This window comes from Streptomyces tailanensis, assembly GCF_008386495.1.
Lineage (GTDB): Bacteria > Actinomycetota > Actinomycetes > Streptomycetales > Streptomycetaceae > Streptomyces > Streptomyces tailanensis.
Genome location: NZ_VTHJ01000007.1, coordinates 70,498 through 94,924 on the forward strand (window position 1 = coordinate 70,498; position 24,427 = coordinate 94,924).

26 protein-coding genes, 2 pseudogenes and 1 riboswitch are annotated in these 24,427 nt (G+C 70.9%); of the genes and pseudogenes, 11 read left to right on the forward strand and 17 right to left on the reverse strand.

What is annotated here, in order from left to right:
- The first annotated feature begins 218 nt into the window (after positions 1-218).
- From F3T56_RS08030 to F3T56_RS08040, 3 genes are read left to right on the forward strand one after another with little or no spacing between them, the layout of a single operon-like run.
- Positions 219-932: a glycosyltransferase family 2 protein gene (locus F3T56_RS08030; RefSeq protein WP_246203490.1), complete on the forward strand. Its 714-nt coding sequence runs from the start codon at positions 219-221 to the stop codon at positions 930-932.
- Positions 929-1,576, forward strand: coding sequence for a TIGR04282 family arsenosugar biosynthesis glycosyltransferase (locus F3T56_RS08035; RefSeq protein WP_149824000.1), 648 nt, complete (start codon positions 929-931; stop codon positions 1,574-1,576). The genes F3T56_RS08030 and F3T56_RS08035 overlap by 4 nt, the downstream gene beginning before the upstream one ends.
- Positions 1,573-2,442, forward strand: coding sequence for a class I SAM-dependent DNA methyltransferase (locus tag F3T56_RS08040; RefSeq protein ID WP_149824001.1), 870 nt, complete (start codon positions 1,573-1,575; stop codon positions 2,440-2,442). The genes F3T56_RS08035 and F3T56_RS08040 overlap by 4 nt, the downstream gene beginning before the upstream one ends.
- Before the next feature lie 30 nt (positions 2,443-2,472).
- Here the strand turns inward: F3T56_RS08040 and F3T56_RS08045 are convergent, their stop codons facing one another.
- Positions 2,473-3,690, reverse strand: coding sequence for a lactonase family protein (locus F3T56_RS08045; protein ID WP_149824002.1), 1,218 nt, complete (start codon positions 3,688-3,690; stop codon positions 2,473-2,475).
- Positions 3,691-3,914: 224 nt separating this feature from the next.
- On the opposite strand from F3T56_RS08045, the gene F3T56_RS47575 reads away from it, so the two are divergent.
- Positions 3,915-4,073, forward strand: a complete 159-nt coding sequence (locus tag F3T56_RS47575) for a hypothetical protein (RefSeq protein ID WP_246203491.1) — start codon at positions 3,915-3,917, stop codon at positions 4,071-4,073.
- A gap of 99 nt (positions 4,074-4,172) precedes the next feature.
- Here the strand turns inward: F3T56_RS47575 and F3T56_RS08055 are convergent, their stop codons facing one another.
- The 3 genes from F3T56_RS08055 to F3T56_RS08065 all read right to left on the reverse strand — a co-directional run bounded on the left by F3T56_RS08055 (position 4,173) and on the right by F3T56_RS08065 (position 8,551).
- Positions 4,173-5,048: an LLM class F420-dependent oxidoreductase gene (locus F3T56_RS08055; protein WP_149824003.1), complete on the reverse strand. Its 876-nt coding sequence runs from the start codon at positions 5,046-5,048 to the stop codon at positions 4,173-4,175.
- Between the two features lie 79 nt (positions 5,049-5,127).
- Positions 5,128-7,701 (reverse strand): ABC transporter permease, encoded by a 2,574-nt coding sequence (locus tag F3T56_RS08060; RefSeq protein WP_149824004.1) that lies wholly within the window; start codon positions 7,699-7,701, stop codon positions 5,128-5,130.
- Between the two features lie 4 nt (positions 7,702-7,705).
- Positions 7,706-8,551, reverse strand: coding sequence for an ABC transporter ATP-binding protein (locus tag F3T56_RS08065; protein ID WP_149824005.1), 846 nt, complete (start codon positions 8,549-8,551; stop codon positions 7,706-7,708).
- 218 nt (positions 8,552-8,769) lie between these two features.
- Between F3T56_RS08065 and F3T56_RS08070 the strand changes: the two genes are divergently transcribed.
- Together F3T56_RS08070 and F3T56_RS08075 are read left to right on the forward strand one after the other, a co-directional pair.
- On the forward strand, positions 8,770-9,009 hold the full coding sequence (locus tag F3T56_RS08070) for a toxin-antitoxin system HicB family antitoxin (protein WP_149824006.1): 240 nt from the start codon (positions 8,770-8,772) through the stop codon (positions 9,007-9,009).
- 4 nt (positions 9,010-9,013) lie between these two features.
- Entirely contained in the window at positions 9,014-9,388 is a 375-nt protein-coding gene (locus F3T56_RS08075) for a fic family toxin-antitoxin system, toxin component (RefSeq protein WP_149824007.1), read from the forward strand.
- Positions 9,389-9,411: 23 nt separating this feature from the next.
- Here the strand turns inward: F3T56_RS08075 and F3T56_RS08080 are convergent, their stop codons facing one another.
- Entirely contained in the window at positions 9,412-10,080 is a 669-nt protein-coding gene (locus F3T56_RS08080; protein ID WP_149824008.1) for a class I SAM-dependent methyltransferase, read from the reverse strand.
- Between the two features lie 142 nt (positions 10,081-10,222).
- On the reverse strand, positions 10,223-10,909 hold the full coding sequence (locus F3T56_RS08085) for an esterase/lipase family protein (protein ID WP_149824009.1): 687 nt from the start codon (positions 10,907-10,909) through the stop codon (positions 10,223-10,225).
- Between the two features lie 169 nt (positions 10,910-11,078).
- Between F3T56_RS08085 and F3T56_RS08090 the strand changes: the two genes are divergently transcribed.
- The gene (locus F3T56_RS08090; RefSeq protein ID WP_172638850.1) at positions 11,079-13,232 is read left to right on the forward strand and encodes a helix-turn-helix transcriptional regulator; all 2,154 of its coding nucleotides are present in this window, start codon (positions 11,079-11,081) and stop codon (positions 13,230-13,232) included.
- Between the two features lie 168 nt (positions 13,233-13,400).
- On the opposite strand, the gene bioD is transcribed toward F3T56_RS08090, so the two are convergent.
- Genes bioD through bioB form a run of 3 tightly spaced genes read right to left on the reverse strand, consistent with a single transcriptional unit; the run spans position 13,401 to position 16,546 of the window.
- Positions 13,401-14,120 carry a dethiobiotin synthase gene (bioD, locus tag F3T56_RS08095; RefSeq protein ID WP_149824010.1) on the reverse strand — a complete coding sequence of 240 codons (720 nt, stop codon included), beginning with the start codon at positions 14,118-14,120 and terminating at the stop codon, positions 13,401-13,403.
- 1 nt (position 14,121) lies between these two features.
- Entirely contained in the window at positions 14,122-15,402 is a 1,281-nt protein-coding gene (locus F3T56_RS08100; protein WP_149824011.1) for an adenosylmethionine--8-amino-7-oxononanoate transaminase, read from the reverse strand.
- Positions 15,395-16,546, reverse strand: coding sequence for a biotin synthase BioB (gene bioB / locus F3T56_RS08105; RefSeq protein ID WP_149824012.1), 1,152 nt, complete (start codon positions 16,544-16,546; stop codon positions 15,395-15,397). The genes F3T56_RS08100 and bioB overlap by 8 nt, the downstream gene beginning before the upstream one ends.
- 185 nt (positions 16,547-16,731) lie before the next feature.
- Between bioB and F3T56_RS08110 the strand changes: the two genes are divergently transcribed.
- Positions 16,732-17,859, forward strand: coding sequence for an 8-amino-7-oxononanoate synthase (locus F3T56_RS08110; RefSeq protein WP_149824013.1), 1,128 nt, complete (start codon positions 16,732-16,734; stop codon positions 17,857-17,859).
- A gap of 73 nt (positions 17,860-17,932) precedes the next feature.
- On the opposite strand, the gene F3T56_RS08115 is transcribed toward F3T56_RS08110, so the two are convergent.
- The gene (locus tag F3T56_RS08115; RefSeq protein ID WP_149824014.1) at positions 17,933-18,157 is read right to left on the reverse strand and encodes a DUF397 domain-containing protein; all 225 of its coding nucleotides are present in this window, start codon (positions 18,155-18,157) and stop codon (positions 17,933-17,935) included.
- A 9-nt stretch (positions 18,158-18,166) separates the two neighbouring features.
- Positions 18,167-19,039 (reverse strand): helix-turn-helix domain-containing protein, encoded by an 873-nt coding sequence (locus F3T56_RS08120; protein ID WP_149824015.1) that lies wholly within the window; start codon positions 19,037-19,039, stop codon positions 18,167-18,169.
- A 267-nt stretch (positions 19,040-19,306) separates the two neighbouring features.
- On the opposite strand from F3T56_RS08120, the gene F3T56_RS08125 reads away from it, so the two are divergent.
- Positions 19,307-19,765 carry an ATP-binding protein gene (locus F3T56_RS08125; protein WP_149824016.1) on the forward strand — a complete coding sequence of 153 codons (459 nt, stop codon included), beginning with the start codon at positions 19,307-19,309 and terminating at the stop codon, positions 19,763-19,765.
- On the opposite strand, the gene F3T56_RS08130 is transcribed toward F3T56_RS08125, so the two are convergent.
- The 5 genes from F3T56_RS08130 to F3T56_RS08150 all read right to left on the reverse strand — a co-directional run bounded on the left by F3T56_RS08130 (position 19,737) and on the right by F3T56_RS08150 (position 22,792).
- Positions 19,737-20,255 carry a DUF6328 family protein gene (locus tag F3T56_RS08130; protein ID WP_149824017.1) on the reverse strand — a complete coding sequence of 173 codons (519 nt, stop codon included), beginning with the start codon at positions 20,253-20,255 and terminating at the stop codon, positions 19,737-19,739. The genes F3T56_RS08125 and F3T56_RS08130 overlap by 29 nt on opposite strands.
- Positions 20,256-20,333: 78 nt before the next feature.
- Positions 20,334-20,807: a C40 family peptidase gene (locus F3T56_RS08135; RefSeq protein WP_149824018.1), complete on the reverse strand. Its 474-nt coding sequence runs from the start codon at positions 20,805-20,807 to the stop codon at positions 20,334-20,336.
- Positions 20,808-20,810: 3 nt separating this feature from the next.
- A riboswitch (cyclic di-AMP (ydaO/yuaA leader) is annotated at positions 20,811-20,981 on the reverse strand.
- Between the two features lie 404 nt (positions 20,982-21,385).
- Positions 21,386-21,694, reverse strand: a complete 309-nt coding sequence (locus F3T56_RS08140) for a hypothetical protein (RefSeq protein ID WP_149824019.1) — start codon at positions 21,692-21,694, stop codon at positions 21,386-21,388.
- A 7-nt stretch (positions 21,695-21,701) separates the two neighbouring features.
- Complete coding sequence (locus tag F3T56_RS08145; RefSeq protein WP_281291815.1) at positions 21,702-22,337, reverse strand: ATP-dependent Clp protease proteolytic subunit; 636 nt, start codon at positions 22,335-22,337, stop codon at positions 21,702-21,704.
- 134 nt (positions 22,338-22,471) lie between these two features.
- Positions 22,472-22,792, reverse strand: coding sequence for a hypothetical protein (locus F3T56_RS08150; protein WP_149824021.1), 321 nt, complete (start codon positions 22,790-22,792; stop codon positions 22,472-22,474).
- A gap of 137 nt (positions 22,793-22,929) precedes the next feature.
- Between F3T56_RS08150 and F3T56_RS08155 the strand changes: the two genes are divergently transcribed.
- Entirely contained in the window at positions 22,930-23,208 is a 279-nt protein-coding gene (locus F3T56_RS08155) for a type II toxin-antitoxin system Phd/YefM family antitoxin (protein WP_149824022.1), read from the forward strand.
- Positions 23,209-23,258: 50 nt separating this feature from the next.
- On the opposite strand, the pseudogene F3T56_RS08160 reads toward F3T56_RS08155, so the two are convergent.
- Positions 23,259-23,647: pseudogene (locus tag F3T56_RS08160) on the reverse strand (TetR family transcriptional regulator C-terminal domain-containing protein); the annotation flags it as partial.
- Here F3T56_RS08160 and F3T56_RS08165 point away from each other — a divergent pair.
- A pseudogene (locus tag F3T56_RS08165) lies at positions 23,647-24,310 on the forward strand (alpha/beta fold hydrolase); the annotation flags it as partial. The pseudogenes F3T56_RS08160 and F3T56_RS08165 overlap by 1 nt on opposite strands.
- Positions 24,311-24,427: the final 117 nt, after the last annotated feature.

Below are 24,427 nucleotides of genomic sequence, written 5' to 3' on the forward strand. Positions count from 1 at the left end.
CATTCCGCCGACCACGAGGGCGGCGGCGGATGTCAGCGATCCGTAAGGAGTGGCGGCGTCAGCGACCGGTCAGGAGCGACGTCAGCGACCGGTCAGGAGCGACGTCAGCGACCGGTCAGGAGCGGCGACGTCAGGGACTGGTAAGGGGGCGGCGACGTCAGCGATCCGTAAGAACACCAAATCCCTTATGCCTGCTTTGTGTTCGTAGTGTGAGAGGGGTGAACGAGACATCAACCTCGCCTGTGGACGTCGTGCTGCCCTGCCTCGACGAGGCCGAAGCCCTGCCTTGGGTACTGGAACGGATCCCGCCCACCTGGCGCGCGATCGTCGTCGACAACGGCTCCACCGACGGCTCCCCCGACATCGCCCGCGGCCTCGGGGCGTACGTGGTCCACGAGCCGCGCCGTGGCTTCGGCGCCGCCTGCCACGCCGGGCTGATCGTCGCCACGGCCGACATCGTCTGCTTCAGCGACTGCGACGCCTCCCTCGACCCCCAGCTGCTGCCGCGGGTCGCCGGGCCCGTCCTCGACGGCTCCATCGACCTGGTCCTCGGCCGACGCCGGCCGACGACCTTGGGAGCGTGGCCGCTGCATGCCCGGCTCGCGAACCTGGAACTGGCCCGTCTGATCCGCCGCCGCACCGGCCTGCCCCTGCGCGACCTCGGTCCCATGCGCGCCGCGCGTCGTGAGGCGCTGCTGGCCCTCGGTCTGACCGACCGGCGCTCCGGCTACCCGCTGCAGATGGTGGTCCGCGCCGCCGACGCCGGCTGGCGCATCCGTGAGACGGACGTGCCGTACCACCCGCGTATGGGCCGTTCGAAGGTCACCGGCACCTGGCGCGGCGCCTGGCAGGCGGTCCGCGACATGCGCGCCGTCCTCGCCGAACACCCCGCCACCGGCCCGGTCGCACCGGTTCCGGGGGACGTACGATGACCGCCGTCACGGGAGCGGCCACACTGCTGGTCATCGCCAAGGAACCGGTTCCCGGCCGCGTCAAGACCCGGCTCACACCGCCCTACGCGCCGCACGAGGCGGCCGCCCTCGCCGAGGCGGCCCTCACCGACACCCTCCACACGGTGCTCAAGGTCCCTGCCCGGCGCCGGGTCCTCGTCCTCGACGGAACCCCGGGCCCCTGGCTGCCACCGGGCATCGAAGTCGTCCCGCAGGTGTCGGGAGGACTGGACGAGCGGATCGCGGGTGCCTTCTCGCTCTGCGACGACGGGCCCGCACTGCTGGTCGGCATGGACACCCCGCAGCTCACTCCCGACCTGCTGGCCGATGCTGGCAGGGACGGTCACGACGCCTGGTTCGGACCGGCCGCCGACGGCGGCTTCTGGGCCCTCGGCCTCGCCGAACCCTCCCGCGCCGGAGCCCTCGTGCGGGGCGTACCGATGTCCACCGACCGCACCGGCGCGATCCAGCGGCGCAGGCTCGCCGAGGCGGGGCTGGCGATCCGTGACCTGCCCCTGCTGCGGGACGTCGACACCGAGGCCGACGCCACCTCGGTGGCCGGCCTCTGTCCCCCCGGTTCGAACTTCGCCACCGTCCTGGCCTCACTCGCGGAGGTCGCCCGGTGAGCGGCGCGGCAATCGGTACGGAGATCCACACCGCCGAGCGGAACGACCCGGCCACGGCGGCGCGCCAGCCGCAGACCGGAACTCCGCTGGCCGTCCAACTCGTCGCGCCGGCACATCCCGTCGATCGGCCGGCGCCGCCCGTGAAGCCGGGGGAGCCCTGGACGGACGACCCCTACGCCCAAGCCCTGCGCACCGGCCGCGGCCCGCTGTACCTGCGCCGCCTGGAACCCCACGCCCACGGGACGGCGGAGCTGATTCCACTGGATGTGGAGCGCTGGTGCGCCGCCCCCGACGCCGCCGACACCAGCGTGCTGCATCGTTGCACCGGCCCCGTGCTGGATGTCGGCTGCGGACCCGGGCGTCTGGTGGGCGCCCTGGCCGCACGCGGCGTTCCGGCCCTCGGCGTGGATGTCAGCCCGGCCGCCGTCACCCGGACCCGGCGCCACGGTGGAGCCGCGCTGCGGCGCTCCGTCTTCGACCGCCTGCCGCGAGAGGGCCGTTGGGGCACCATCCTGCTGATGGACGGCAACGTCGGCATCGGCGGCGACCTGGCGACCCTGCTCGCCCGCTTGCACGACCTGGTCCGGCCCGGTGGCCGTCTGCTGGCCGAGGCGGCCGACGAGGACGTGAACCAGCGTCTCACCGTCCGCGTCGAGGACGCCCACGGCCGCCACGGCCGCCCCTTCCCCTGGGCCCGTGTCGGCACGACCGCCCTGCTCCACGCCGCCGACTCCACCGGCTGGATCCTCACCGGCCGATGGAGCGCCGACGGCCGCCCCTTCGTGGAACTCCACCGCGCGACCACGGGGTTCGACGAGATGCCCACGGCCCAGGACGAGCACGCCACGGCCAATGACAGGTCTTGATACCGGCCGGGGCGCGCCCGCGTCCCCCCGTCAGACCGCGGCGATGCCCTCCATGCCGGACTCGTCGAAGGCGGGCAGGCCCTCGGCGGTCGTGACCTTGGTGAGGGCGCCGTCGGCCTCGACGCGGAAGCCGTCGACGGTGCCGGAGACGGCGTTCTGGACGTAGACGAACTTCTCGTCCTCGGTCACGGCGAGGTCGATCACGCCCTGCGAGTTGGCGGAGGGCGGGGTGGCGATGCCCACCTCATTGGTCAGGGACAGTTTGCCGTGCTTGTCCATGCGGTAGCCGCTGACGGTGGAGTTGCCGGTGTTGCCGCCGTAGAAGTAGTTGCCCGCGCGTTCCAGCCAGCACAGGACTTCCTGGCCGTTGGCCAAGGGCTCCTGAAGGACCTTCAGCCTGCCGTCGCGCTTCACCTTGTACGTGGTGACCGTGGACTTCTCGGCCTCGGCGACCAGCATCCGCTTCCCGGTCACGTCGAAGCTGATCGCGAACGGGACACCGCCGGCCGACTCGTTGACGACCGGTTCGGCGACGGCCGGGAGGCCGTTCTTCTTGAGCGGGAAGACCTCGACGGTGTTGTTGCCCTTGGTGGTGACCACCAAGTTGCGGCCGTCCGGGGTGATCTCGACCTCGCCAGGCGAGGTGTCGAAGCGCGGTACGTCCTCGTTGTCCAGGCCCAGGGAGCGGTGGGAACCCTGCAGTGGCTCGAGCCCCTTGCCGGTGATCCGGAAGCCCTGGACGCTGCCCGCGCCGCCCGCGTTCATGACGTACGCGACCTTGCCGTGCACCGCGATGCTGGCAGGGAACTCGCCACCGGAGTCCACGACTTGGCGACCTTTCAGTTCCTGTCCCTTGACACTGAACGAGGTCACCGTGCCGCTGCCCGCGTTGACCGCCAGCAGCATCCCCGAGGCGTCGTCGTAGACCAGCGAACCCTGGGAGGCGAGCGAGTCGGTGGGCGCGTCGACCTGATCGCCGCCCTTGCCGCCGGTCCCGTAGGTCCCCGCGGGTTCGAGCTTGCCGTCGTCGCTCCGCGCGAACACATGGATGGTGTTGCCGTCCAGCTCGTTGCCCTGGACGAAGACGGCGTGGTCGGCCCCGGCGGCGCTCCGGGAGTACTGACTGGCCGAGGCCAGGGACACGGCCACCGTGGCCGCGCTGGCGATGGCGAGGGCGCCGCCGCCGATCACGATGCGCCGCGCCCTGGACTTCGTCCGGTGACCCCTGCGGCCGCTGTGCGTGCTCATGTCCTGCTCCTCTGCGTCTGAGCGGTGGCGTCCACGGCTGTGGACGCCCTCAGAGTGGCCAGAGTGAGCGGTGTGCCGGTGCGGAACGGTGGTCGCGTCAGACTCTCGTAAGAGAGTCCCGGTGTTCTCCGATCGCACAGGGGCTCATCCCTGTGCGAGATCAGTGGGTGACGGTGATGGCTCCGGTGATGACGGCGAAGGCGATGTAGGCGAGGGAGACGGGGATGCCCCAGCGCGAGGCGTGCTTCTGGAAGTCGCCGAGTTCGGCCTTGACGAGCCCGGTTTCGGAGGATCTCCGCCGGATGCTCGGCTACAGCATCCATCCGCCCTTCGTCGGCATGGTCGACGGGATGCACCCCAAACGCCTCCTGGACCGCCGGTGACGGACGGCGCACGACGCCGCGTACGGCGGCCACAGGTCTTGCCCTGCATGAGTTATCCGTACGACTTCACCCGTGATGATTCGCGGTGGCATCCGGACGTCAACGACCGCTCAGGGCCTCCACCACCCGCGCGAAGACCTCCATGTTGGGCTCCAAGACCGTCAGATACGAGAAGCCGTACCGCTCCCGCTGGGCCAGCACCTGGTTGACGATCTCGTCCAGTGTGCCCACGAGGACCAGCGGCAGTTGGAGGACCTGTTCCTCGGTCAGGTGGGGGACGTGGCCGAGCCACGGCTGGATGACGGCGGAACGGTCGTCGGTGATCTCGACGATCTGGATCAGCAGGTTGAGCTCGGCCGGTTCCTTGCGGCCGGAAGCGCACCCCTGATACCGGGCGACCCGTTCGTCGAGCTCCTCCGCGGTGAGCGCTTCGAGCCGGCCGTCCCCCACCGGGCGGGCACCGGTGAACGCCGCGATGTCCGCGTGCTCGGCGGTGACCCGCAGCATCCGGTCGCCGTTGGCGCCGATGAGCAGCGGCACCCGGGGCCGCTGCGCGGGACGCGGCTCGTCGGAGCCGAGGAGGCGGTCCAACTCCTCGATCGTGTGCACGAGATGGTCGACGCGCTCTCCCGCCGACCCCCACGGCAGCCCGGCCTTCTCGTGCTCGGCCCCTACGTACCCGGTGCCGAGCCCGAGTTCCAGTCGCCCGCCGGTCAGCGCGTCCGTGGTGGCGACCTCGCGTGCGAGGAGCGTGGGGTTCCAGAAGCCGGTGTTGAGCACGAACGTGCCGAGCCGGGGCCGTTCGGTCGCCTCCGCAGCGGCGACCAGGGACGGGAAGGGGGCCGGCATGCCCAGATGGTCGGGGACCAGGATCACGTCGTAGCCGAGCTGTTCGGCGCGGCGGCACTTCGCTCGCCACTCCTCGGCGGATGTGGGGTTGAGCAGGCTGACTCCGAAGCGGAACGGGCGCGGCATGAACTCTCCTCACCTGCAAGGGACTTGAGCCTGGAAGTGCTGTGAGGGCTTCAACGCCCCCTGGATACCGGTGAGTACATCACTCGTGCGCGATGGCCGCCAGCACATTCATGCGGGACGCACGCAACGCGGGCAGCAGCGCCGCCACGACGCCCACGAACGCCGAGCCCACCACGACCGCGATGACCGTGCCCCACGGAATGGCCAGCGCCTTCATGCCCTGCAACGCCAGCACCTGCTGGACGCACACGCCCCAGACCAGCCCCAGCGCGAGCCCGAGGACCGCCCCGAACACGGCGATCACCACCGACTCCAGCCGGATCATCCGCCGCAACTGCCGCCGGGCGAGCCCGATCGCGCGCAGCAACCCGATCTCGCGGGTGCGCTCGACCACCGACAGGGCGAGGGTGTTGACCACACCGAGCACCGCGATGACGATCGCGAGGCCGAGCAACGCGTAGACCAGATACAGCAGGACAGCGATCTGGCCACGGATCAGCTCCTTGTAGTCGGCCTGGTCACGGACCTGCACCTGCGGATACTCGTCCAGCGTCCGCTCCAGGTTCGCGCGCAGGTCGTCGACGCCGACAGCGGAGCCGGCGTTCACGTACAGCGCCGAGTCCTGGCCCTCGGGCACGTACTTCTCGATGGTCTCCATCCCGAAGTACAGCCCGCCCTGCGTCCCGAAGCCGTCGGCCTGGTCCTGGTCGGTGAGCGCGGCCACCTTCAGCTCGGCGTTCTTCCCGGCCGGGAACCGCACGGGGATCGTGCTGCCGACCGTCACATCGTGCTCCCGCGCGAACTCCACGTCCATGGCGATGGCGCCGTCGGCCAGCGCGGCGGCGCTGTCGCCCTCGGCGTAGGTGACGTTCGCGACCTCGTCGAGCCCGGAGTCGTAGGCTGCGGCGGTCGTCTCGACTCGCTCGCCGTCCGGCAGCCGTACCTCGACCGGGGTGAACCGCTGCCGTACGACGAGACCGGCGTCGCCGACCGTGTCGCCGACCCTGTCGGTGACCTCCTGCGGGAACGGCATGAAGTTCTGGTTCTGGACGACGAAGTCGGCGCCCAGCGTCTTGTCGATCTGGTCGTCGAACGACTTGGTCATCGACGCGCTCGCCACGGACATCCCGGCGACCAGCGCGATCCCCACCATCAGCGCGGCCGCGGTGGCCCCCGTACGGCGCGGGTTGCGCAGCGCGTTGCGCTGGCTCATCCGGCCGATCGAGCCGAACAGCGCGGGGAACGCGCCGCCGAGGACCCGGATCACCGGCCGTACGAGGAGCGGTCCGGCGATGACGGTCGCGATGAGCGTGAGGACCACGCCGAGGCCGAGCAGCGAGGCCGCCGAGCCCGTGTCCGCCGACACCGCGCACCCCACGAGCGCGGCGATACCGGCCGCTCCCACGATCCCGCCGATCACCGCGCGCAGGTGCAGCGGCCGTCCCACCCCGGCGATCTCGGCGTCCGAGAGCGCCGCCATCGGGGACACGGCCGCCGCCCGCCGCGCCGGGAGATACGCGGCCACGAAGGTGACGCCGAGGCCGACGGCGTACGCCGCGATCGGGGTCCCCACGCCGATCACCATCTCGGCGGAGCTCAGGTTCATCCCGAGGACGCCCATGAGCTCGATCAGCCCGAAGGCCATCCCGATGCCCACGGCGAGGCCCAGCGTCGATCCCACCAGGCCGAGCAGTGTCGCCTCGGTGAGCACGGACCGCCGTACCTGCCGCCGGTCGGCGCCGAGCGCGCGCAACAGGCCCAGTTCGCGGGTGCGTTGGGCGATGAGCATCGAGAAGGTGTTGACGATGAGGAAGACCCCGACGAGTGTCGCGATGCCGGCGAAGCCAAGCATCACGTACTTGATGACGTCGAGGAATCCGCCGAGCGAGGCCGCGGCCGACTCGGCCTGCTCGTCGGCGGTCTGGTACTCGTACGCGCGCGGCCCGAGCTCGTCGGCGATCCGCTGCTTGAGCTGGTCGTCGCTCACGCCGGGCGCCGCGGTCACCGAGATGCTCGTGGCGGCCTCGGGGTCGCCCAGCAGTTCGGTCTGCGCGGTCGCGGTGTCCAGGAAGACGAGCGCGGCACCGGGGTTGGTGGTGGTGAAGGTGGCGATGCCGACGACCTCCACCTCGAAGGAGCCGGGCCGGGCGAGCACGGTGAGCGTGTCGCCGATCTCCACGTCCTTGTTCTTCGCGGTGTCCGCGTCGAGCAGCGCCTGGCCGGGGCCCTCCGGCGCGTGTCCGCTGGTGAGCTCGACCGGGCTGCGGTCGGTGATGTACCAGTTGGTGGCGATGGTGGGGGCGCCCGTCGTCGGCCCCACGGACTCGTTCTCGCTGTCGACGATCGTGATGTTCTCCACGGCCGCGTCGACATGGGTGTCGGCGACGCCGTCGAGGCCTGCGATCCGTTCCGCGAGCGCGGCCGGCACGGTCTCGACCGCTCCCGTCGGCAGCTGCCCCTCCAACTCGTCGTCCTTCGGGCCCACGGTCACATCGGCCGAGGTGGAGGCAAAGAGCCGGTCGAAGGTGCGGGTGACGGTGTCCGAGAAGATCAGGCTGCCCGCCACGAACGCCACGGACAGGATGACAGCCAGCGCCGAGAGCACCAGCCGTCCCTTGTGCGCCAGGAAACTCCGCAGGGTCGCCTTGAGCACGGTCTCAGTCCTTGTCGAGGTCGACGGGCTCGGTCGTGTGTACGTCGACGGGGGCGCCCTCTCCGTCGAAGGCGGCCCGAATCGTGTCGAAGCGCTTCATCCGTTCCAGCACCGCGTCCGCCGTAGGGCGCTCCATCCGGTCCACGATCCGCCCGTCCCCGAGGAAGAGCACCAGGTCGGAGTGGGCGGCGGCGCCCGGATCGTGGGTGACCATGACGACCGTCTGGCCCAGCTGGTCGACCGCCTCGCGCAGGAAGCCCAGCACTTCGAGCCCGGCCCGGGAGTCGAGGTTGCCGGTCGGCTCGTCCGCGAAGATCAGCTCGGGCCGGGAGGCGAGCGCGCGGGCGCAGGCGACACGCTGCTGCTGACCGCCGGAGAGCTGGGACGGCCGGTGCTTCAGTCGGTCCCGCAGCCCGAGCGTGTCGATGACCTGGTCCAGCCACTTCTCGTCGGGCTTCTTGCCCGCGATGTCCATCGGCAGAGTGATGTTCTCGGCCGCGTTCAGCGTGGGGATCAGATTGAAGGACTGGAACATGAAGCCGATCCGGTCCCGGCGCAACCGCGTCAGATCGCGATCCCTGAGCCGGGTGATCTCGGTCTCCCCGAGCCACACCTGCCCGGCCGACACGGTGTCCAGCCCGGCCAGGCAGTGCATCAGCGTGGACTTCCCCGAACCCGAGGGCCCCATGACCGTGGTGAAGCGGCCGCGCGCGATGTCCACGTCGACCGCGTCGAGGGCGAGCACCGTCGTCTCGCCCGAGCCGTACGCCTTGGTCAGGCTCCGGGCGCGGGCGGCGATGCCGTCGGCTTCCGCACGGCCGAGGGGGTGCTCAGCGGCAGCAGTGGACAAAACGGCCTCCTGGTTCGAACTGGTACGAATTCCGGGCGTTCTCGGACGAGCCTAATGTGATCCAGTACACACCGGGAATCCCCCCGAAGTCCGAGGCCGCCTCCGCCGCAGGAAGGGTTTCCGTCATCGATGTAAGGGGCACCCAATCGCGCCCCTGCGGGCGGTGCGGAGTCAAGGCGCCCTTGCATCCGCTAGCACTCCGGCGCTAGCGTCATGTCATGGCCAAGACCCAGCTGAACGTCCGGGTGGACGAGGACACGGCCCGAGCCGCCCGGGAGCGAGCCCTGGAGCGCGGGATGAGTGTGAACCGGTACATAGAAGAGCTGGTCAGACAGGACACCGGGGAAGTGGGCCACACCTTCGTGGAGTCCGCCGCCGACTTCATGAAGCAGTACGAGGCGGTCTTCGTCGAGGAGTTCGGTGCCGAGCTCGAGGGCCGGCGCGAGGGACGTCACTGATCCCTTGAGCCAGCTCAGAATCGACCTCGCCTGGCTCCTGATGGTCGCCGAACAGAAGACGCCCGGAGATCCCCAGATCGCCGACTGGGGCGCCCTCGTCGCGGCCGTCGCCCGGCACGAGGCCGAGATATTCGACGTCCCCGTCTACGACACCCCGCACGCCCGAGCCGCCTCACTCCTCCAACTCCTCATGCACGTCCCGGCGCTGGAGCGCTCCAACGCGCTGTTCGCCTCCGCCGTCGCCTACGGTTATCTCGTCGCCAGCGGCGTCAAGGTCGTCACCTCCGCCGAACAGGTACGCGAACTGGCCAAACTGGTCAAGAGCGGCGAGGCCACGGTGCACGACATCACCCAGGAGCTGCGCCAGTGGAGCCTATGAACCGCAGCGGTCCTTGATGCGAACTACCCGCCGGAATCCCCGAGTTCGGATCGCCGTGCCCGGCCCGTCACGTAGTACGAGCTGGGCAGTCGGGGCCCCTTCCCGGGCGTCACCAACTCCTTGACCGTCTCGATCTCGAACCCGGCGGCGCGGATCGCGCCCACCGGATCGCGGGACACATGGCACCCGCCGAACAGCAGCGGCCACACCGTGCGGTCCAGTGCCCGCTGGGTCGTGCGCATCGCGCGCCCGCCGCCCCGGCCGTGCTCGAAGAACCGCAGCTCACCGCCGGGGCGCAGGACGCGCCGTACCTCGCTGAGCGCACGCCGTACGTCACGCACGCTGCACAGCACCAGCGACAGCACGGCCGCGTCGAACGCCTCGCTCTTGACCGGCAGCGCCTCCGCCGCGCCCGGCACCACATCCACGGGCACCTCCGCGCGCAGGGCGGACTCCAGGGCCAACTGCCGCAGGGAGCGCTCCGGTTCGATCGCCACGACCTCCGAGACCGTGCGCGGGAAGTGGGAGAAGTTCATGCCGTTGCCGGCGCCGATCTCGATGACCCGCCCCGACAGCCCGGCGAGGAGTTCATCGCGCAGCGGGCCGACTCTCGGCTCCGCCGACACGCTCAGTCTGGCGTAGAACCGGGCGAACAGCGGGTGGTGCACGGCGTCCTTGGTGGCGCGGACCATGACAGACCTCCCGAGGAGGACGACAGTTACGGCGATTGTCCCCCGGGAGACACCGGCTCACCCGTCGCGCGACCCTGGGGAGGAGACCACGCGACGGGCACAGCCGTACGACGTACTGTCGGGCGGGTCAGGCGGTCTGTCGTCAGGCGATGAAGGCCCGCACCTGCTCGTAGATGCCCTCGTCGTTGTTCATGTCGGTGTGCGAGACACACCCGACCTCGACGTTCGTGGCGCCGCTCAGGATCGCGGTGGTGTCCGGGGTGAGAGCGTCGTCGCAGTTCGACCAGTAGCTGGCGTACGACACGCTGCCCGGGGTCTCGTCACCGGAGTTGAGCGCGGTCAGGAACGAACTTCCGGTGTACATCTCGTTGCAGGACGTGTACAGCCAACGGCACCAGCCGGCGACGGTCGTCCCGTGGTTCACTCCGGCCGTGGACACGAAGTCGTCCACGTACGCCGTCCCGCCGAGGTTCTTCAGGTAGTAGCGGGAGCTGAGCGCGCCCATCGAGTGGACGACCACGTCGACCTTGGCGGCACCCGTCGAGGCGAGCACGCTCTGGATCTTGGTCTGGAGCTGCCGTGCCGTCGTGACGTTGGACTGACCCCAGTCGTAGGACCAGGCGTGCAGCTCGGAGGCCGTGTAGCCGTCCGCCTTGAAGTACGCGACCCATTCGTCCCAGCTGCTGGACGAACTGCTCAAACCGTGCACGAAGACAACGGGGTTGTGGGTGGCGGCCCGAGCGGAGGTCGCGGAAAAGGAGAGCGACAGAAGGAGCGTGGTGGTCACGGTCGCGAGGGCCGTGGCGATACGGCGCATGCGGCGATGCATGAAGCCTCCTGAAACGGGTGGGGTTGTCTGGAGTGTCAGGTGGGGTCTACGCGCGCCGCATCGGCGAAATCGCCGGTCTTTACTGGTTGATTAACTCGCAAGTAACGTGATGAGCGTGGTGACTCCGGTGAACCCCCCACAACTTCCGCATCGCTCGCCACCGCCCCCCATGAACGTGTGGCCGAGCACGGACGCCGAGCCGGCCGTACGGGCCGAGCTCGCCGAAGGCGTGCGTGTACGTCTGCTGCACGCCGCACACGGCGACCCGCGGGCCGCCGCGGAACTGGCCGCCGCCCTGACCGAACGTCAGGCCGCGGGCCTCGACCCGCTCCCCGCCGAACCCCTCGCGCTCGCCCCCAGCCTCCTGCGGGCCCACCGCCGGGACGTACGGGCCCTGCCCGACGACACCCGCTTCCTGCTGCTCCTCGCCGCCGCCGACCAGCACCCGATCCCCACGCACGCCTACGCACGGGCCGTCACGGCGGCCCGGCTCGACACCCGCCCCCTCGACGTGGCCGAAGCGGCGGGCCTGGCCCACGCCACGGCCCAGGGCATCGTCTTCCGGGACGCCTGGACCCGGATCGCCGTGTACGAGTCCGCGTCCATGGACGACCGACGCGAGGCCCACCGGCTGCTCGCCGGTGTCCTGAGCGGCGAGGGCGAAAGACCCAGACGCTCCTGGCACCGGGCCGCCGCCGCTCTCGGCCCCAGCCGCCGCCTCGCCGCCGAACTCCGCCTCGCGGCACGGGTGGCACGTGCCATCGGCGAACCCGCCCTCGCCTCCGCCCTCGCCGAACGCGCCGCCACGCTCACCCCCGAGCCCGCCGAACGCATGCCCCTGCTCGCCCAGGCGGCGGCCGAGGCCTGGCACTCGGGCGACGGCGACCGGGCCCGCCGCCTCGTCGCCGTCACCGACAACGACGCCCTCGGCGGCCTCCTCGCCCTGCGCGCGGGCAACGCCTCCGAGGCCTTCGACGCACTGCTCGCCGCCACGGTCCGGCACGGCCACGACCAAGCCTCGGACACCGCCGCACACTTGCTGGCACGAGCCACCGAGGCCGCCATCTACACCGGGGACCTACGCCGCTGCCATGAGGCCGCCGCCGTCGCCGACCGGCTCGGGATCCTGCCGCCGAGCACACTGGGCGCGCTGGCCGCCGCGTTCGAGGGGCGGTACGACGACGCCCGCGACGTCCTCGAAGCCGCCGCCGGGCGCTGCGGCCCCGGCGGCGACCCCACCCTGCTCATCCACTCCGGGATCGCCGCCCTGCTCCTCGGCGACCACACCCGCGCCGCGACCGCCACCGCCCGCGCCGCCACCTCCGCCCGGGCCAGGGGCGAGTCGGTGACGGTGCCGCAGGCCATGGAGTTCCGCGCGTACGCCGAGTTCTGGACCGGGCGCCCCAAGTCCGCCGAGGCCGCCGCCGTGGACGCCCTGCGCCAGGCCCACGCCACCGGACAGGACAACGGGGCCTGCCATCTCCAGGCCGCCCTCGCGATGTTCGCGGCCGTCACCGGCGACGAGAAGGTCTGCCGGGAGCGCGCCGAGTCCGCCCGCGCGTACGCCCTGGAGCGCGGACTCGGACTGCCCGCCGCCCTCGCCATGTTCGCCCTCGCCTTCCTCGACCTGAGCACCGGCCGCTACGCCGCCTCCGCGGCCCGCCTCCGCGCGCTCGCCGGATTCGGCCCCGGCCACGGGCACCGGGCCATCCGGCACATCGCCACCCCGCTCTACGTCGAGGCCGCCGTCCGCACCGGCGACACCCGCGTGGCCCGCGCCGCGCACGCCGACTACGACCGCTGGGCCCGCACCGTCCGCAGCGCCGACGACCTCGCCCTCAGCGCCCGCGGACGCGCGCTGCTCGCGACGGGGGAGGAAGCCGTCGAGCATTACCGCACGGCGCTCGACCTCCACGCCGGTGGCACCCGTGACTTCGAACGCGCCCGCACGGAACTGCTGTTCGGCAGCGCCCTGCGCCGGCTCCGCAACCGCACCGAGGCCCGCGACCGCCTCCACAGCGCCCTGGAAGCCTTCGAACACTTCGGCTCCCCCCACTGCGCGGCCCAGTCCCGCGCCGAACTCCGAGCCCTGGGCGAACGCGCCGCCGAGCCCCGAGTCACCGAGAACCTCACCACCCGCCTCACGGCCCAGCAACTGGTGGTGGCGCGGATGGCGGCGGACGGGGCGACGAATCGTGAGATCGCGGCTCGGCTGCTGCTGAGCCCCCGGACGATCGACCACCACCTGCGGGGTGTGTTCGCCCGGTTGGGGATCAGATCGAGGATCGAGCTGGTGCGGCTGCTGGGGGAGGGCGGCGGCTGACCCCGTCTCGCCGGGTGCCCGGAGCCGCGGCTGGGCTTGGGCGGGGTTTCGCTCACCGGCGCTTGCCGGGTGCCGCTGGGGCGCGCCCCGTAAGGGGCGCGGGGAACTGCGCGAGCAACCACGACGGACCCGCAGGCAGCCGAATCACAGTGCCCCTACGGCGAATCGCTAGGACACACCTTCCGTGCTGCTGAAGGAAACCGCATCCCACACACCGCCCAACCCCGGCGCCAGCCACCCCGCCGCCTCCGCCCGGAAGTCGCCCGGCGCCAACGCCCCCGCCCCCGCCGGTACCGCCCCCAGCAGCGGAGCCCCCGCGACCACGGGAAGGTCCGTCAAGTTGCAACGGGACGCCAGGTCCGGCTCTGCGGGCCAGCTGCCGATCACCACCCCCGCCAACTCCAGCCCAAGCACAGCCAGTTGACGCGCCGTCAACTCCGTCGTGTTGAGCGTGCCCAACCCCGCCGAGGCGACCAGCAGCACCGGCGCCCCCAGCAGCCGAGCCGTGTCCGCCAGCGTCCCGCCCGCCTCGTCGAACCGTACGAGCAGCCCGCCCGCGCCCTCGACCAGCACCAGATCGTGCTCGGCCGCCAGTTTCCCGGCGGCCTCCGCCACGTCCTGCGGGCGCACCGGAGGCAGACTGGACCGTCGCGCGGCCGTGGCGGGAGCCAACGGCTCCGGGTAGCGGGCCAGTTCGCGTGCGGTCACGGCGCCCGCGAGCCGGGCCACCTCGTCCGCATCGCCGCGCTCGTCCGGCCGTACGCCGGTCTGGGCCGGCTTCAGGACGGCCACGGACCGACCCGCGGCAACCGCCACGGCCGCGACGGCCGCCGTGGTGACGGTCTTGCCGACCTCCGTGCCCGTCCCCGTGATCACCAGGACCGTCATCTCACCCCTCCCGCGCCGCCGCGCACACCGCACGGGCGATCCGTGACACGTCCTCGTCGCCCGTGACGTACGGCGGCATCGTGTAGACGAGATCACGGAACGGCCGCAGCCACACGCCCTCACGCACGGCCGCCGCCGTGGCCGCCTTCATGTCGACGGCGTGGTCCAACTGCACCACTCCGATGGCCCCGAGGACGCGCACGTCCCTCACACCGGGTACGTCGAGCGCCGGCGCCAACCCCTCCCTCAGCCCCGCCTCGATCCGCTTGACCTCCGCCGCCCAGTCCTGCCCCAGCAGCAGTTCGATCGAGGCGCAGGCGACGGCCGCCGCCAGCGGGTTGCCCATGAAGGTCGGCCCGTGGGCCAGCACGGGCACCTCGCCGCGCGAGATCCCGTCGGCCACGCGGGCCGTGCACAGCGTCGCCGCCATGGTCAGGTAGCCGCCGGTCAGTGCCTTGCCCACGCACATCACATCGGGCGTCACCGCCGCATGCTCCGCCGCGAACAGCGCGCCCGTGCGCCCGAACCCGGTCGCGATCTCGTCGAACACCAGCAGCACATCATGCGCGTCGCACGCCTCGCGCAGCACCCGCAGATACGCGGGGGAGTGGAACCGCATCCCACCCGCGCCCTGCACCACCGCCTCCACGATCACCGCGGCCAGTTCGCCGGCGTGCCGCTCGATCGCCGAGCGCAACTGCTCCGCGTACGACTCCTCGTACTCCGTCGGCGGCGCGTCCACGAACACCTGCCGGGGCAGCACGCCCTGCCACAGCTCGTGCATCCCGCCCTCGGGATCGCACACGGACATCGGCTGCCAGGTGTCACCGTGATAACCGCCGCGCCAGGTCAGCAGGCGCTGCTTGCCCGGGCGGCCCAGCGAACGCCAGTACTGCAGACACATCTTGACCGCGACCTCGACCGAGACCGAGCCCGAGTCCGCCAGGAAGACATGCTCCAGACCCTCGGGAGACATGTCGACAAGGCGCTTCGCCAGCCGTACGGCGGGCTCATGCGTGAGCCCGCCGAACATGACATGACTCATCCGGCCCAGCTGCTCACTCGCCGCCTCGTTGAGCACCGGGTGGTTGTAGCCGTGGATCGCCGACCACCAGGACGACATGCCGTCCACCAGCTCGCCGGAGCCGTCCGCGAGCCGCAGCCGTACCCCGCTCGCCGACTCCACGACGAGCGGCTCGACCCGGCCGGGCATCGGCCCGTACGGATGCCAGACGTGCCGCCGGTCGAGGTCCAGCAGCTCGGACACGCTCAGGTCAGGCATTGGGCGCGAGATCGGTTCCTGCGCCCCGGCGGCGTACGGCGACGAGGTCGGTGCGGGGCTCGCCGACCGGCGCGGCAGTGGCCGTACCGCACACGTCCTCGGAACCGCAGGCACCTTCGGATCCGCATCCGCCGCCCGAGGCGCGGTGCTCCGGCAGTGTCACCTCTCCCGCGCCCTCCACCTCGAACCCGGCGTCGGCGATCATCTCCAGGTCGGCCTTGCCGGCCTGGCCCTCGGTGGTGAGGTAGTCGCCGAGGAAGATGGAGTTGGCCAGATGCAGGGCGAGCGGCTGCATCGTGCGCAGATGGACCTCACGGCCGCCGGCGATGCGCACCTCGACGTCCGGGCAGACGAACCGGACCATCGCCAGGATCCGCAGACACCGCTGAGGGGTGAGGTTCCACTCCTTGGCCAGGGGAGTGCCCTCGACCGGGATGAGGAAGTTGACCGGCACCGAGTCCGGGTCCAGTTCGCGCAGTGAGAAGACCACGTCGACCAGGTCCTCGTCGCTCTCGCCCATGCCCGCGATCAGACCCGAGCACGCCGACAGGCCCGCCGCGTGCGCCTTCTGCACTGTGTCCACCCGATCGGCGTACGTGTGCGTCGTCGTGATCTCGCCGTACGTGGACTCGGAGGTGTTGAGGTTGTGGTTGTAGGCGTCCGCGCCCGCCTCGCGCAGGCGTTCGGCCTGGCCGTCGGAGAGGAGACCGAGGCAGGCGCACACCTCGACACCCTCGTTCTGTTCCTTGATCGCCTTGATGGTGCCCGCGACCCGGTCCACGTCCCGGTCCGTCGGGCCGCGCCCGGACGCCACCAGGCAGACCCGCTTGGCCCCACCGGCGAGCCCGGCCGCGGCGGCCTTGGAGGCCTCGTCGGGCTTGAGCCAGGTGTACTTGAGGATGCCGGTGGTGGAGCCGAGCCGCTGGGAACAGTAGGAGCAGTCCTCGGGGCAGAGCCCGGACTTGAGGTTGACCAGGTAGTTCAGCTTCACCCGGCGTCCGAACCAGTGCCGGCGCACCTTGCCGGCCGCGGCTACCACGTCCAACAGGTCGTCATCGGAGGTGCCCAGGACGGCGAGCGCCTCGGCACGGCTCAGCGGCTCGCGCCGGAGCCCCTTGTCCACCAGCGTGTTCAGCAGGTCCATGAGAGCCGATCCTGTCCTACGGGACCGCTCCCGGCCAAGGAGAGTTCGGACAACAGAGTGGGTTCGACGTGTGGGTATTGCCACATCGTGGGCGGCTCGTCGTCCCGTTAGTGTCTGTGCACTGCCTACAAAAGCCTAAGCGACCCCAGGGGAGTGCGGGCTGCCCACACGCCCCCGGAGGACCCATGGCGTTCGGCTGGATCGACGAGCATGCCTCCGCGCGCCGCCGCGCCGGGCTTGTACGGACCCTGCGCCCCCGCCCCGCCGACTCGCCGCTCCTCGACCTCGCGAGCAACGACTACCTGGGCCTGGCCCGGCACTCCGAGATCATCGAGGGCGCAGCCGAGGCCGCGCGCAGGTGGGGCGGCGGCGCCACCGGATCCCGGCTCGTCACCGGCACCACCGAACTCCACGGCGAGCTGGAGCGGGAGCTGGCCGACTTCTGTGGCTTCGAGGCGGCCCTCGTCTTCTCCTCCGGCTACGCCGCCAACCTCGCCGCCGTCACCGCACTCGCTCCGCATGGCTCCCTCATCGTCTCCGACGCCGGCAACCACGCCTCCCTCATCGACGGCTGCCGCCTGGCCCGCGGCACCACCCAGGTCGTGGCCCACGCCGACCCGGACGCGGTCCGCAAGGCGCTCAGCACGGCGAAAGGCCCGGCCATCACCGTCTCCGACACGGTGTTCTCCGTGGACGGCGACGCCGCCCCGCTGGCCGAACTGGCGGCCGCCTGCCGTGAGTACGGCGCCGGGCTGGTCGTGGACGACGCCCACGGGCTCGGTGTCCTGGGCGACGGCGGCCGGGGCGCGCCGCACGCGGCGGGGCTCGCGGGCGCCCCCGATGTCGTCGTGACGGTCACGCTGTCGAAGTCGCTGGGCAGCCAGGGCGGTGCCGTCCTCGGCCCGGCGCACGTCATCGACCACCTGGTCAACGCGGCCCGTACGTTCATCTTCGACACGGGCCTCGCCCCGGCCGCGACCGGCGCCGCCCTTGCCGCGCTCCGGCTGCTGCGCCGGGAGCCGGAGCGTGCCGCGCGGGCCCGCGAGGTGGCGAGGGCCCTGCACACACGGCTGACGGCGTCGGGCCATGAAGCGGTGCGGCCCGACGCCGCCGTGGTGTCCGTGCGCGCGCCGTCTCCGGATCAGGCGGTGCGGTGGACGGCGGACTGCCGGTCGGCGGGTCTCGCCGTCGGCTGTTTCCGCCCACCGTCCGTACCCGACGGCGTTTCGAGGCTGCGACTGACCGCCCGCGCGGATCTCACCGAGGGCCAGATCGACCGAGCCGTGGGGATCATCGGCGATACGCGGCCATGAGTCGGCGTCCCGGCCGTGCGTCGCCGTAAGCGGAAGTGCCCGTAAGCGGAAGTGCGAGCGCCTCCGGTGGTGCTCACCGAAGCGTGGTGATGAATCCCTCCCATGCCTCGGGGGCGAACAGCAGAGCGGGCCCCGCTGTGTTCTTCGAGTCGCGTACGGCCACAAGACCGGCCCAGCGGCCGGACCCGGGACGGGCCGTCTCCACACAGTTGTTCATTCCGGTGCTGCGGCTGCTGCGCCGCCAGCACACACCGCGCAGTGCGGTACTGGTAGGTACGTTCCGAGGCGATGCGGACATGGTGCCTCCTTACGCGCCGGTCGACCGGCCGTGGGCCAGCCCGGCGATGTAATCCAACGAGTCCTCGGGCGAAAGGGCGTGGATCTGAAGGGTGTTGAAGGCCTCGACATAAGCCCTGAGGTCTTCTTTCCGCTCCAGGTAGAGGCTACTCGTCAAGTGGTCGAGAACAACCACGTCCAGATCAGAAGTGCTCCTAAATGAGAAAATTACGAAAGGCCCGGTGATGCCGATGTGCGCCCCGGCAGTGAACGGCAGCACCTGCAGTCGCACCTGAGGAAGGGCCGCCGCCTCGACCAGACGGCCCAGTTGGCGGGCCATGATCTCGGGACTGCCCACCTCCCGCCGCAAAACGCCCTCGTCGAGCACGGCGCTGAGCTCCATCGGCGGATTTCCGCGCAGTACGTCCTGCCGCGCGAGCCGTACCTCCACGAGCGCGTCGAGTTTGTCGTCTTCCAGCCCCTCCACCGCGGCCCGTGTCACCGCCCGGGCGTACTCCGGGATCTGCAACAGCCCCGGTACGACCGAGGTCTCCAGCGTCCGCATCCCGCTGGCCTGCGACTCCAGGCTGATGAAGTCCCGGTACGTCGGCGGCAGCACCCCGCGATACGCGTGCCACCAGTTGTGCCGTCCCCCGCCGTCCTCGGAGCCCGCCAACACCAACAGCAGCTCCCGTAGTTCGGCGTCGTCGACCTCGTACGCATCCAGTAGTCTGCGCACGTCCGCGGGCTTCACTCCGCTGGCGCCGGTCTCGATCCGGCTCACCTTGGACTGGTGCCAGCCCACCAGCCGGGCCGCCTCGATACTCGTGAGCCCGGATCCGGTGCGCAGGACGCGCAACTCGGTACCTAGCTTGCGGCGGCGCACCGCCGGACCGTATTGCATGGGAGTCTCCTTCCGCCAGGCGCGGGGTGGTCAGGCCGGCGCGCGGAGGTCGGGTGATGACAGAGGATGGACCGAGAGTCCACCTGAATACGGTCGGCCGTCGGAGAGTCCACCGCTTCGAGCGACAGATATATGCATATCTTGGTGGAACGCCGCCCTTGACGGCCCAGGTAGTGGCAGTCTGGCGCGAAGCACCAGTCCGGGACCGTACTCGAACCATCCGCTCCCTGTCGGACACCGGTCCCGTGGGAAAGGGGCGACCGTGCCATGGCAGATCACCAGGAAGCATCCGTCACTCTGCCGAGCGATCCCGCCTCGGTGTCCGCGGCCCGGAACTACGTCGCCACCGTGCTCGCCGAATGGGGCCTGCCGAGCGACACGGACATCGCGGACACCGTGCGCCTGATCGTGTCCGAACTCGCCACCAACGCCGTCCAGCACACGCTCGGTCAGTCACCCACGTTCACCGTGGACATCGCCCTCGACCGGGACGAGTACCTGCGCATCGGTGTCACCGACAGTCATCCACGCTTTCCGAAACGGCTGCCCGCCGCCGTCCAGCAGGACAACGGCCGGGGCCTGGTCATCATCCGCTGGCTGACCGCCGAGTGCGGCGGCCGACTGAGCATCAGACCCACGCGCGAGGGCGGCAAGACGGTGGCGATCGAACTGCCGTGGACGGTCCCCGTGCAACCGGTCAGGGCAGGCGGTCCGCAGGAGCCCTGACGGGTGCCTCTCCACGACCGGAGCGCCCCACCAGCTTCGGGAGCAGACCCCACAGGAAGAGGCATACGAGGAGTGTGCCGGCGCAGGCGGTGACACCGGCCGCCCTGCCGAGGGTCACATCCACCACCAGCAGCACCGATCCGGCGAAGGCGGGCATCAGGACGGCCAGGCCCACGCCGGCCAGCCGGGACGAGACCCGCACGATGGCGGGCTTGGCGTTCTGCTGGAACAGCGAGCGGTGCAGCGCCGCCGGGGCGGTGAAGAGCGCGGCCGCGAGGACCGCCAGCAGGAGCGTGGTGACGTACGTGGCGCGCTGGACCGAGTCGAGGTCCGGGAAGCGCGGGGTGAAAGCCAGCGTCAGCAGGAACGCGAAGAGGATCTGCACCCCCGTCTGGGTGACCCGCAACTCCTGCAACAACTCGGCGAAGTTGCGGTCGGCGCGTTCGAGGTGTGTCTCATTGCGTGCGGGGCGGGGGCGTTCATCGGCCATGCGTGTACGAGTAGCCGGCATGGCCCGTATTACGCCCGCCGGGGCGGCGGAGCTGTTCCGCCGCCCCCACGGTTGGGTCTAGCGGACCCGGCCGTACCAGACGCTCTTGGTCCAGATCTTCTGGAGCCGTACGACGTCACCGGTCTTCGGCGAGTGCCAGATCTTTCCCTTCCCCGCGTAGATGCCGACGTGGTAGACGTTCGACCCCGAGTGGAAGAACACGAGGTCTCCGAGCTTGCGGTTGCTCGCGGAGATGTGCTTCGTCTTGTTGTACTGCTGCTGGGCAGTACGGGGCAGCTTCTTGCCCGCCTTCTTGAACGAGTAGAGCGTCAGCCCTGAGCAGTCGAACCTGCTGGGCCCCGTGGCGCCGTACCGGTAGGGCGAGCCCTTCTTCGAAGCCGCGACCTTGAGTGCCTTCGACGCCACCGTGGCGGCCTCGGCGTCGGATGCGACGCCCGGGACCACGATGCTGCCGCCGACGGCGGCGATGGTCAGAGCCGAGGCCGTACCGGCCCGGGTCAACAGCGACGGGACACGATTGAGCGCAGTCATGCGCAACCCTTCGTCAGCCGCCTGTGAAGGATGACCTGTCGGATTCGGGCTGGCGAAGTTGCCCGGCCGCTGACGCGGCTTCACCCCAAGGGCTGCTCGGCCCGGCCATGGCTTGACCGTTCCGGCGACCCGTCGTGCTTGGGTCCTCCACTCCTGCCGATGCAATCCTGTCGACCGGTCATCCGGGCGGCGGCAGGACTCGGCGTCCACCCGGATCGCCCCGCCGCTGCGGCGGGGGCTTGTCGTCAGGAAGGGATCTTGACGCACGGAAGTCCGAAAATCCCAACGGAATCGGGGATTTGTGGCCTTACTCACCACCTGCATATTCGGGTGGACGGGGCGATTTCGGCGCTGATGTCCACCCCGCAAGGAGGCTCGCACCAGCACCGGAATATCATATTCCATCCCGGAAGCAGGCATGTTGCTCAACTCCACCGGTCCTGAAGCGGGATGAGTGAGTACGTCGATCCGCCGACACCACTCGATCCGCTCCAAGTCCGGCCTGACACCCTCCAGTACGGCGCACGACCCGGCCTCCGTTCAGACGGCCACCAGGTCGCAGGCGTCCCGCGTGCCGGTCAACTCTCCGTTCCCGGCGGCAGGGTGACGCGGGCGGCGCGTCGCTCGCCGTCGAGGACTCGCAGCGCCCGCGCGAGGGTCGGGGCGTGCACCTCGTTCTCGCCTCGCCTGTGCATCAGTTCGAGCGCGTCGCGCAGTGCGGTCGCCTTGCCGACGAGGGCCTGCGCGGCCCGCAGCCCGCGGTACGTGTCGCCGGGGCGGGCCGGATTGATCCGGCCCAGCAGGTCCACCACGTCCAGATAGCGGTCGATCAGCTCCGCCTCGGCACGTGTGAGAGCGGGCAACGGCGGCAACTCGGGTGGGAGCATCGACGGCTCACCTCGCGCCGGGGAGCGTGCGCGAGGTCTTGCGGCTCGGGATGAGCCGGTCGGCCAGGCCGTACCCCACCGCGGCCTCGGCGTCGAGGATCTTGTCCCGCTCGATGTCCGCGCTGATCCGCTCGTGGCTCTGCCCCGTGTGCCGTACGAGCATCTCCTCCAGCTTCCGGCGGTTGCGCATCAACTCCTCGGCCTGGATGGCCAGATCGCTCGCCTGCCCCTCGACCGGTTCGGCCAGCGCCGGCTGATGGATCACCACCCGGGCGCCCGGCAGCACGAACCGCTTGCCCGGCGTGCCCGCCGCCAGCAGCACCGCGGCGGACGACCCCGCCTGCCCCAGGCAGATGGTCTCCACATCGCAGGTGACGAACCGAATCGTGTCGTAGAGCGCCGTCATCGCGCTGAACGAGCCGCCGGGGGAGTTGATGTACAGCGAGATGTCCCGGTCCGGGGACTGGTACTCGAGGTGCATGAACTGCGCCATCACATCGTTCGCCGAGGTGTCGTCGATCTGCGTCCCGAGGAACACGATCCGCTCTTCCAGCAACTTCGAGTACGGATCCATCGTCCGGTGACCCGCACTGGTGCGCTCGGTGAACTCGGGCAGCACATGGCGGGCCGACGGTCGGTTCACGGGCATGGGTACGCCTCCTCTGATCGACATCTGTAAAAAATGTACAGGACGTACGTATCCCTGGGGGAGGGGTTGGCTGACGGCGAAAATCCCCGCGGAGTAAGGCTCCGCGGGGAACTGTGCCGGGATGTGGATCAGGCCCAGTTGAGTGGTGCGGGGGAGGACGCCCCGTAGAAGGTGATCGCAGGCCAGCCGCGGGAGACCGCGAGTTCGTTCAGGGCGTTCGCGATGTCGACAGGGGTGATCAGGTGTGGCGCCGACACCTCGGAGTTGTCGATGCTGAAGATGAGTGTGAGGAACTCGCCCTCGGCGTAGGGGACATGGGACGAACCGCTGAACTCGGTGCCGTTCGGGAACTCGGTCGCCGCCACGGTGGTCGCGGTGGTTTCCTCCGCCGTGCCGGTCTCCTCCGCCCCGGTCTGCGCCGCCTGTGCCGTTCCGCCCGCGGCGAGCACCGCCCCCGCCGCGGCCGATCCCGCTGAACGCCTCCTTCGGGAGGCCGAGCCCGATCGTACGAACGAAGTGATCTCAGTGGGGCAGAATGGGATCTTCCGCTCGGGGGGTCGGTGGTGCCCGGTTTAAGCTGGACTCCATGGCCTACGAGATTCCGGTGACGCAAGCCAGGGCTGAGCTCGCCGATCTGATCAACCGCGTGGTCTACGGCGGCGAGCGCGTCGTCGTGACGCGGCACGGAAAGCCCCTCGTCGCCCTGGTCTCGGCCGCTGACCTGGAGCAGCTCGAAGCGCTCCAGGAGCCCGCCGAGGAGCCGGTGATCAGCGCGGTCTCCGGCGTCCGTGAGGTCGCGTCGGCCCCGCGCGAACAGCAGCGGTTCGGGATCACGGCGGAGCATCGGGGGAGCGGGGCGTCGTAGCCATAGGCGCGTCCCGGTCGGCTCGGGAACGCGCCGCCCGCATGGGCGGGGAAGAATCGGTCGAGGTGATACTCCAGCACCGCCGCGGCGGACTCCGGGCCGCGCTGGCCGATCAGCACGCTGCTGCCGAGCCCGCCGACATGGCGAGCAGGCTGATCGCCTCCCGCCGCGCGTCCGGGGCGGGGTCGAGCAGGCCCGTCTTCTGGGCCCGCCGGAGGAGGTCGGTCACGGTGTCCTCGGCGGCGTCGGGGTTCTTGATGAAGGGCTGGGCGGCAAGAGCCGGATCGTTCACCGACAGGACGGCGTACGAGGTGCAGAGGAGATGGAACGTACGGCTCTCCTCGTCGGTCGGCAGGGCCGCCAGCAGCAGCGCCTCGATCGTCGCGCGCGGGCCCGGGTCGTCCCCGGCGGCCCGGACGCGGGCGGCGACGCGCTCCCCCGAACACACCCGACCTCAGCGCCGAGCGCCCCGTCTACGCCCTCGACACTCCCGGCGACCCGGGGCCGCAGCGTCCAGTACGCCCTCATTCACCAGCCCGAACACGCCGCCCAGTGGCTGGACGAGACGCTCGCCGGCCTCGGCCTCGACCGTGTCCATCTCGTCGGCAGCTCCCACGGCGGCTGGCTCGTCCTGAACCAGGCGCACCGCAGGCCCGACCGCCTCGCCTCGGTCACACCCCTCGACCCCTGCGGCCTGGAGAAGGTGGGGCTGCGCTTCTTCGTCTGGATCTTCGTCAGCCTCTTCGCGACCTTCGCACCCAAGGCGCTGCGCCTGCGCCTGGCGGCCTGGCTGGAACAGCCGGCCCTCGTCTTACCCGAGCTGCGCACGATGATCAGGGCGGCGGTCCGCGCCTATCGCATCCGCCGCCCGGCACCGGTGCCCCTGACCGAGAGCGAACTGTCCATCATTCGTACGCCCCTCTACTTGGTGCTCGGCAGGCGCAGCCTCCTCGTGCACCCCCAACGGCAGCTGGAGCGCGTACCGCGCCTGATACCGGGCGCCCGGGCCGAGATCGTCTCCGGCACCGGCCATGGACCGCGGATCGACCACGCGGAGGAGGTCAACCGCCGGATGCTGGCCTTCATGGCCTCGGTCGACTGATGCGTGAAGGGTGATTCAGCGCCACTTGCCGAGGGCCGTGCGCGCCCGCTCGGCCGGTGAGCAGCCGAGGACCGCGCGCCCCCGTCCGCTACAGCGGGGGCGCACGGCCGGTCTGGG

What these genes read in the sequence shown, in the direction of transcription:
- F3T56_RS08120 (WP_149824015.1), bottom strand. Translation starts at nt 19,039, where the DNA reads ATGCAATACGGTCCGGCGGTGCGCCGCCGCAAGCTAGGTACCGAGTTG.
- F3T56_RS08070 (WP_149824006.1), top strand. Translation starts at nt 8,770, where the DNA reads ATGGCCAAGACCCAGCTGAACGTCCGGGTGGACGAGGACACGGCCCGA.
- F3T56_RS08155 (WP_149824022.1), top strand. Translation starts at nt 22,930, where the DNA reads ATGGCCTACGAGATTCCGGTGACGCAAGCCAGGGCTGAGCTCGCCGAT.
- F3T56_RS08035 (WP_149824000.1), top strand. Translation starts at nt 929, where the DNA reads ATGACCGCCGTCACGGGAGCGGCCACACTGCTGGTCATCGCCAAGGAA.
- F3T56_RS08080 (WP_149824008.1), bottom strand. Translation starts at nt 10,080, where the DNA reads ATGGTCCGCGCCACCAAGGACGCCGTGCACCACCCGCTGTTCGCCCGG.
- F3T56_RS08115 (WP_149824014.1), bottom strand. Translation starts at nt 18,157, where the DNA reads ATGTCCGCATCGCCTCGGAACGTACCTACCAGTACCGCACTGCGCGGT.
- F3T56_RS08045 (WP_149824002.1), bottom strand. Translation starts at nt 3,690, where the DNA reads ATGAGCACGCACAGCGGCCGCAGGGGTCACCGGACGAAGTCCAGGGCG.
- F3T56_RS08085 (WP_149824009.1), bottom strand. Translation starts at nt 10,909, where the DNA reads ATGCATCGCCGCATGCGCCGTATCGCCACGGCCCTCGCGACCGTGACC.
- F3T56_RS47575 (WP_246203491.1), top strand. Translation starts at nt 3,915, where the DNA reads ATGCCCCAGCGCGAGGCGTGCTTCTGGAAGTCGCCGAGTTCGGCCTTG.
- bioB (WP_149824012.1), bottom strand. Translation starts at nt 16,546, where the DNA reads ATGGACCTGCTGAACACGCTGGTGGACAAGGGGCTCCGGCGCGAGCCG.
- F3T56_RS08125 (WP_149824016.1), top strand. Translation starts at nt 19,307, where the DNA reads ATGGCAGATCACCAGGAAGCATCCGTCACTCTGCCGAGCGATCCCGCC.
- F3T56_RS08100 (WP_149824011.1), bottom strand. Translation starts at nt 15,402, where the DNA reads ATGCCTGACCTGAGCGTGTCCGAGCTGCTGGACCTCGACCGGCGGCAC.
- F3T56_RS08140 (WP_149824019.1), bottom strand. Translation starts at nt 21,694, where the DNA reads ATGCTCCCACCCGAGTTGCCGCCGTTGCCCGCTCTCACACGTGCCGAG.
- bioD (WP_149824010.1), bottom strand. Translation starts at nt 14,120, where the DNA reads ATGACGGTCCTGGTGATCACGGGGACGGGCACGGAGGTCGGCAAGACC.
- F3T56_RS08135 (WP_149824018.1), bottom strand. Translation starts at nt 20,807, where the DNA reads ATGACTGCGCTCAATCGTGTCCCGTCGCTGTTGACCCGGGCCGGTACG.
- F3T56_RS08055 (WP_149824003.1), bottom strand. Translation starts at nt 5,048, where the DNA reads ATGCCGCGCCCGTTCCGCTTCGGAGTCAGCCTGCTCAACCCCACATCC.
- F3T56_RS08130 (WP_149824017.1), bottom strand. Translation starts at nt 20,255, where the DNA reads ATGGCCGATGAACGCCCCCGCCCCGCACGCAATGAGACACACCTCGAA.
- F3T56_RS08110 (WP_149824013.1), top strand. Translation starts at nt 16,732, where the DNA reads ATGGCGTTCGGCTGGATCGACGAGCATGCCTCCGCGCGCCGCCGCGCC.
- F3T56_RS08090 (WP_172638850.1), top strand. Translation starts at nt 11,079, where the DNA reads ATGAACGTGTGGCCGAGCACGGACGCCGAGCCGGCCGTACGGGCCGAG.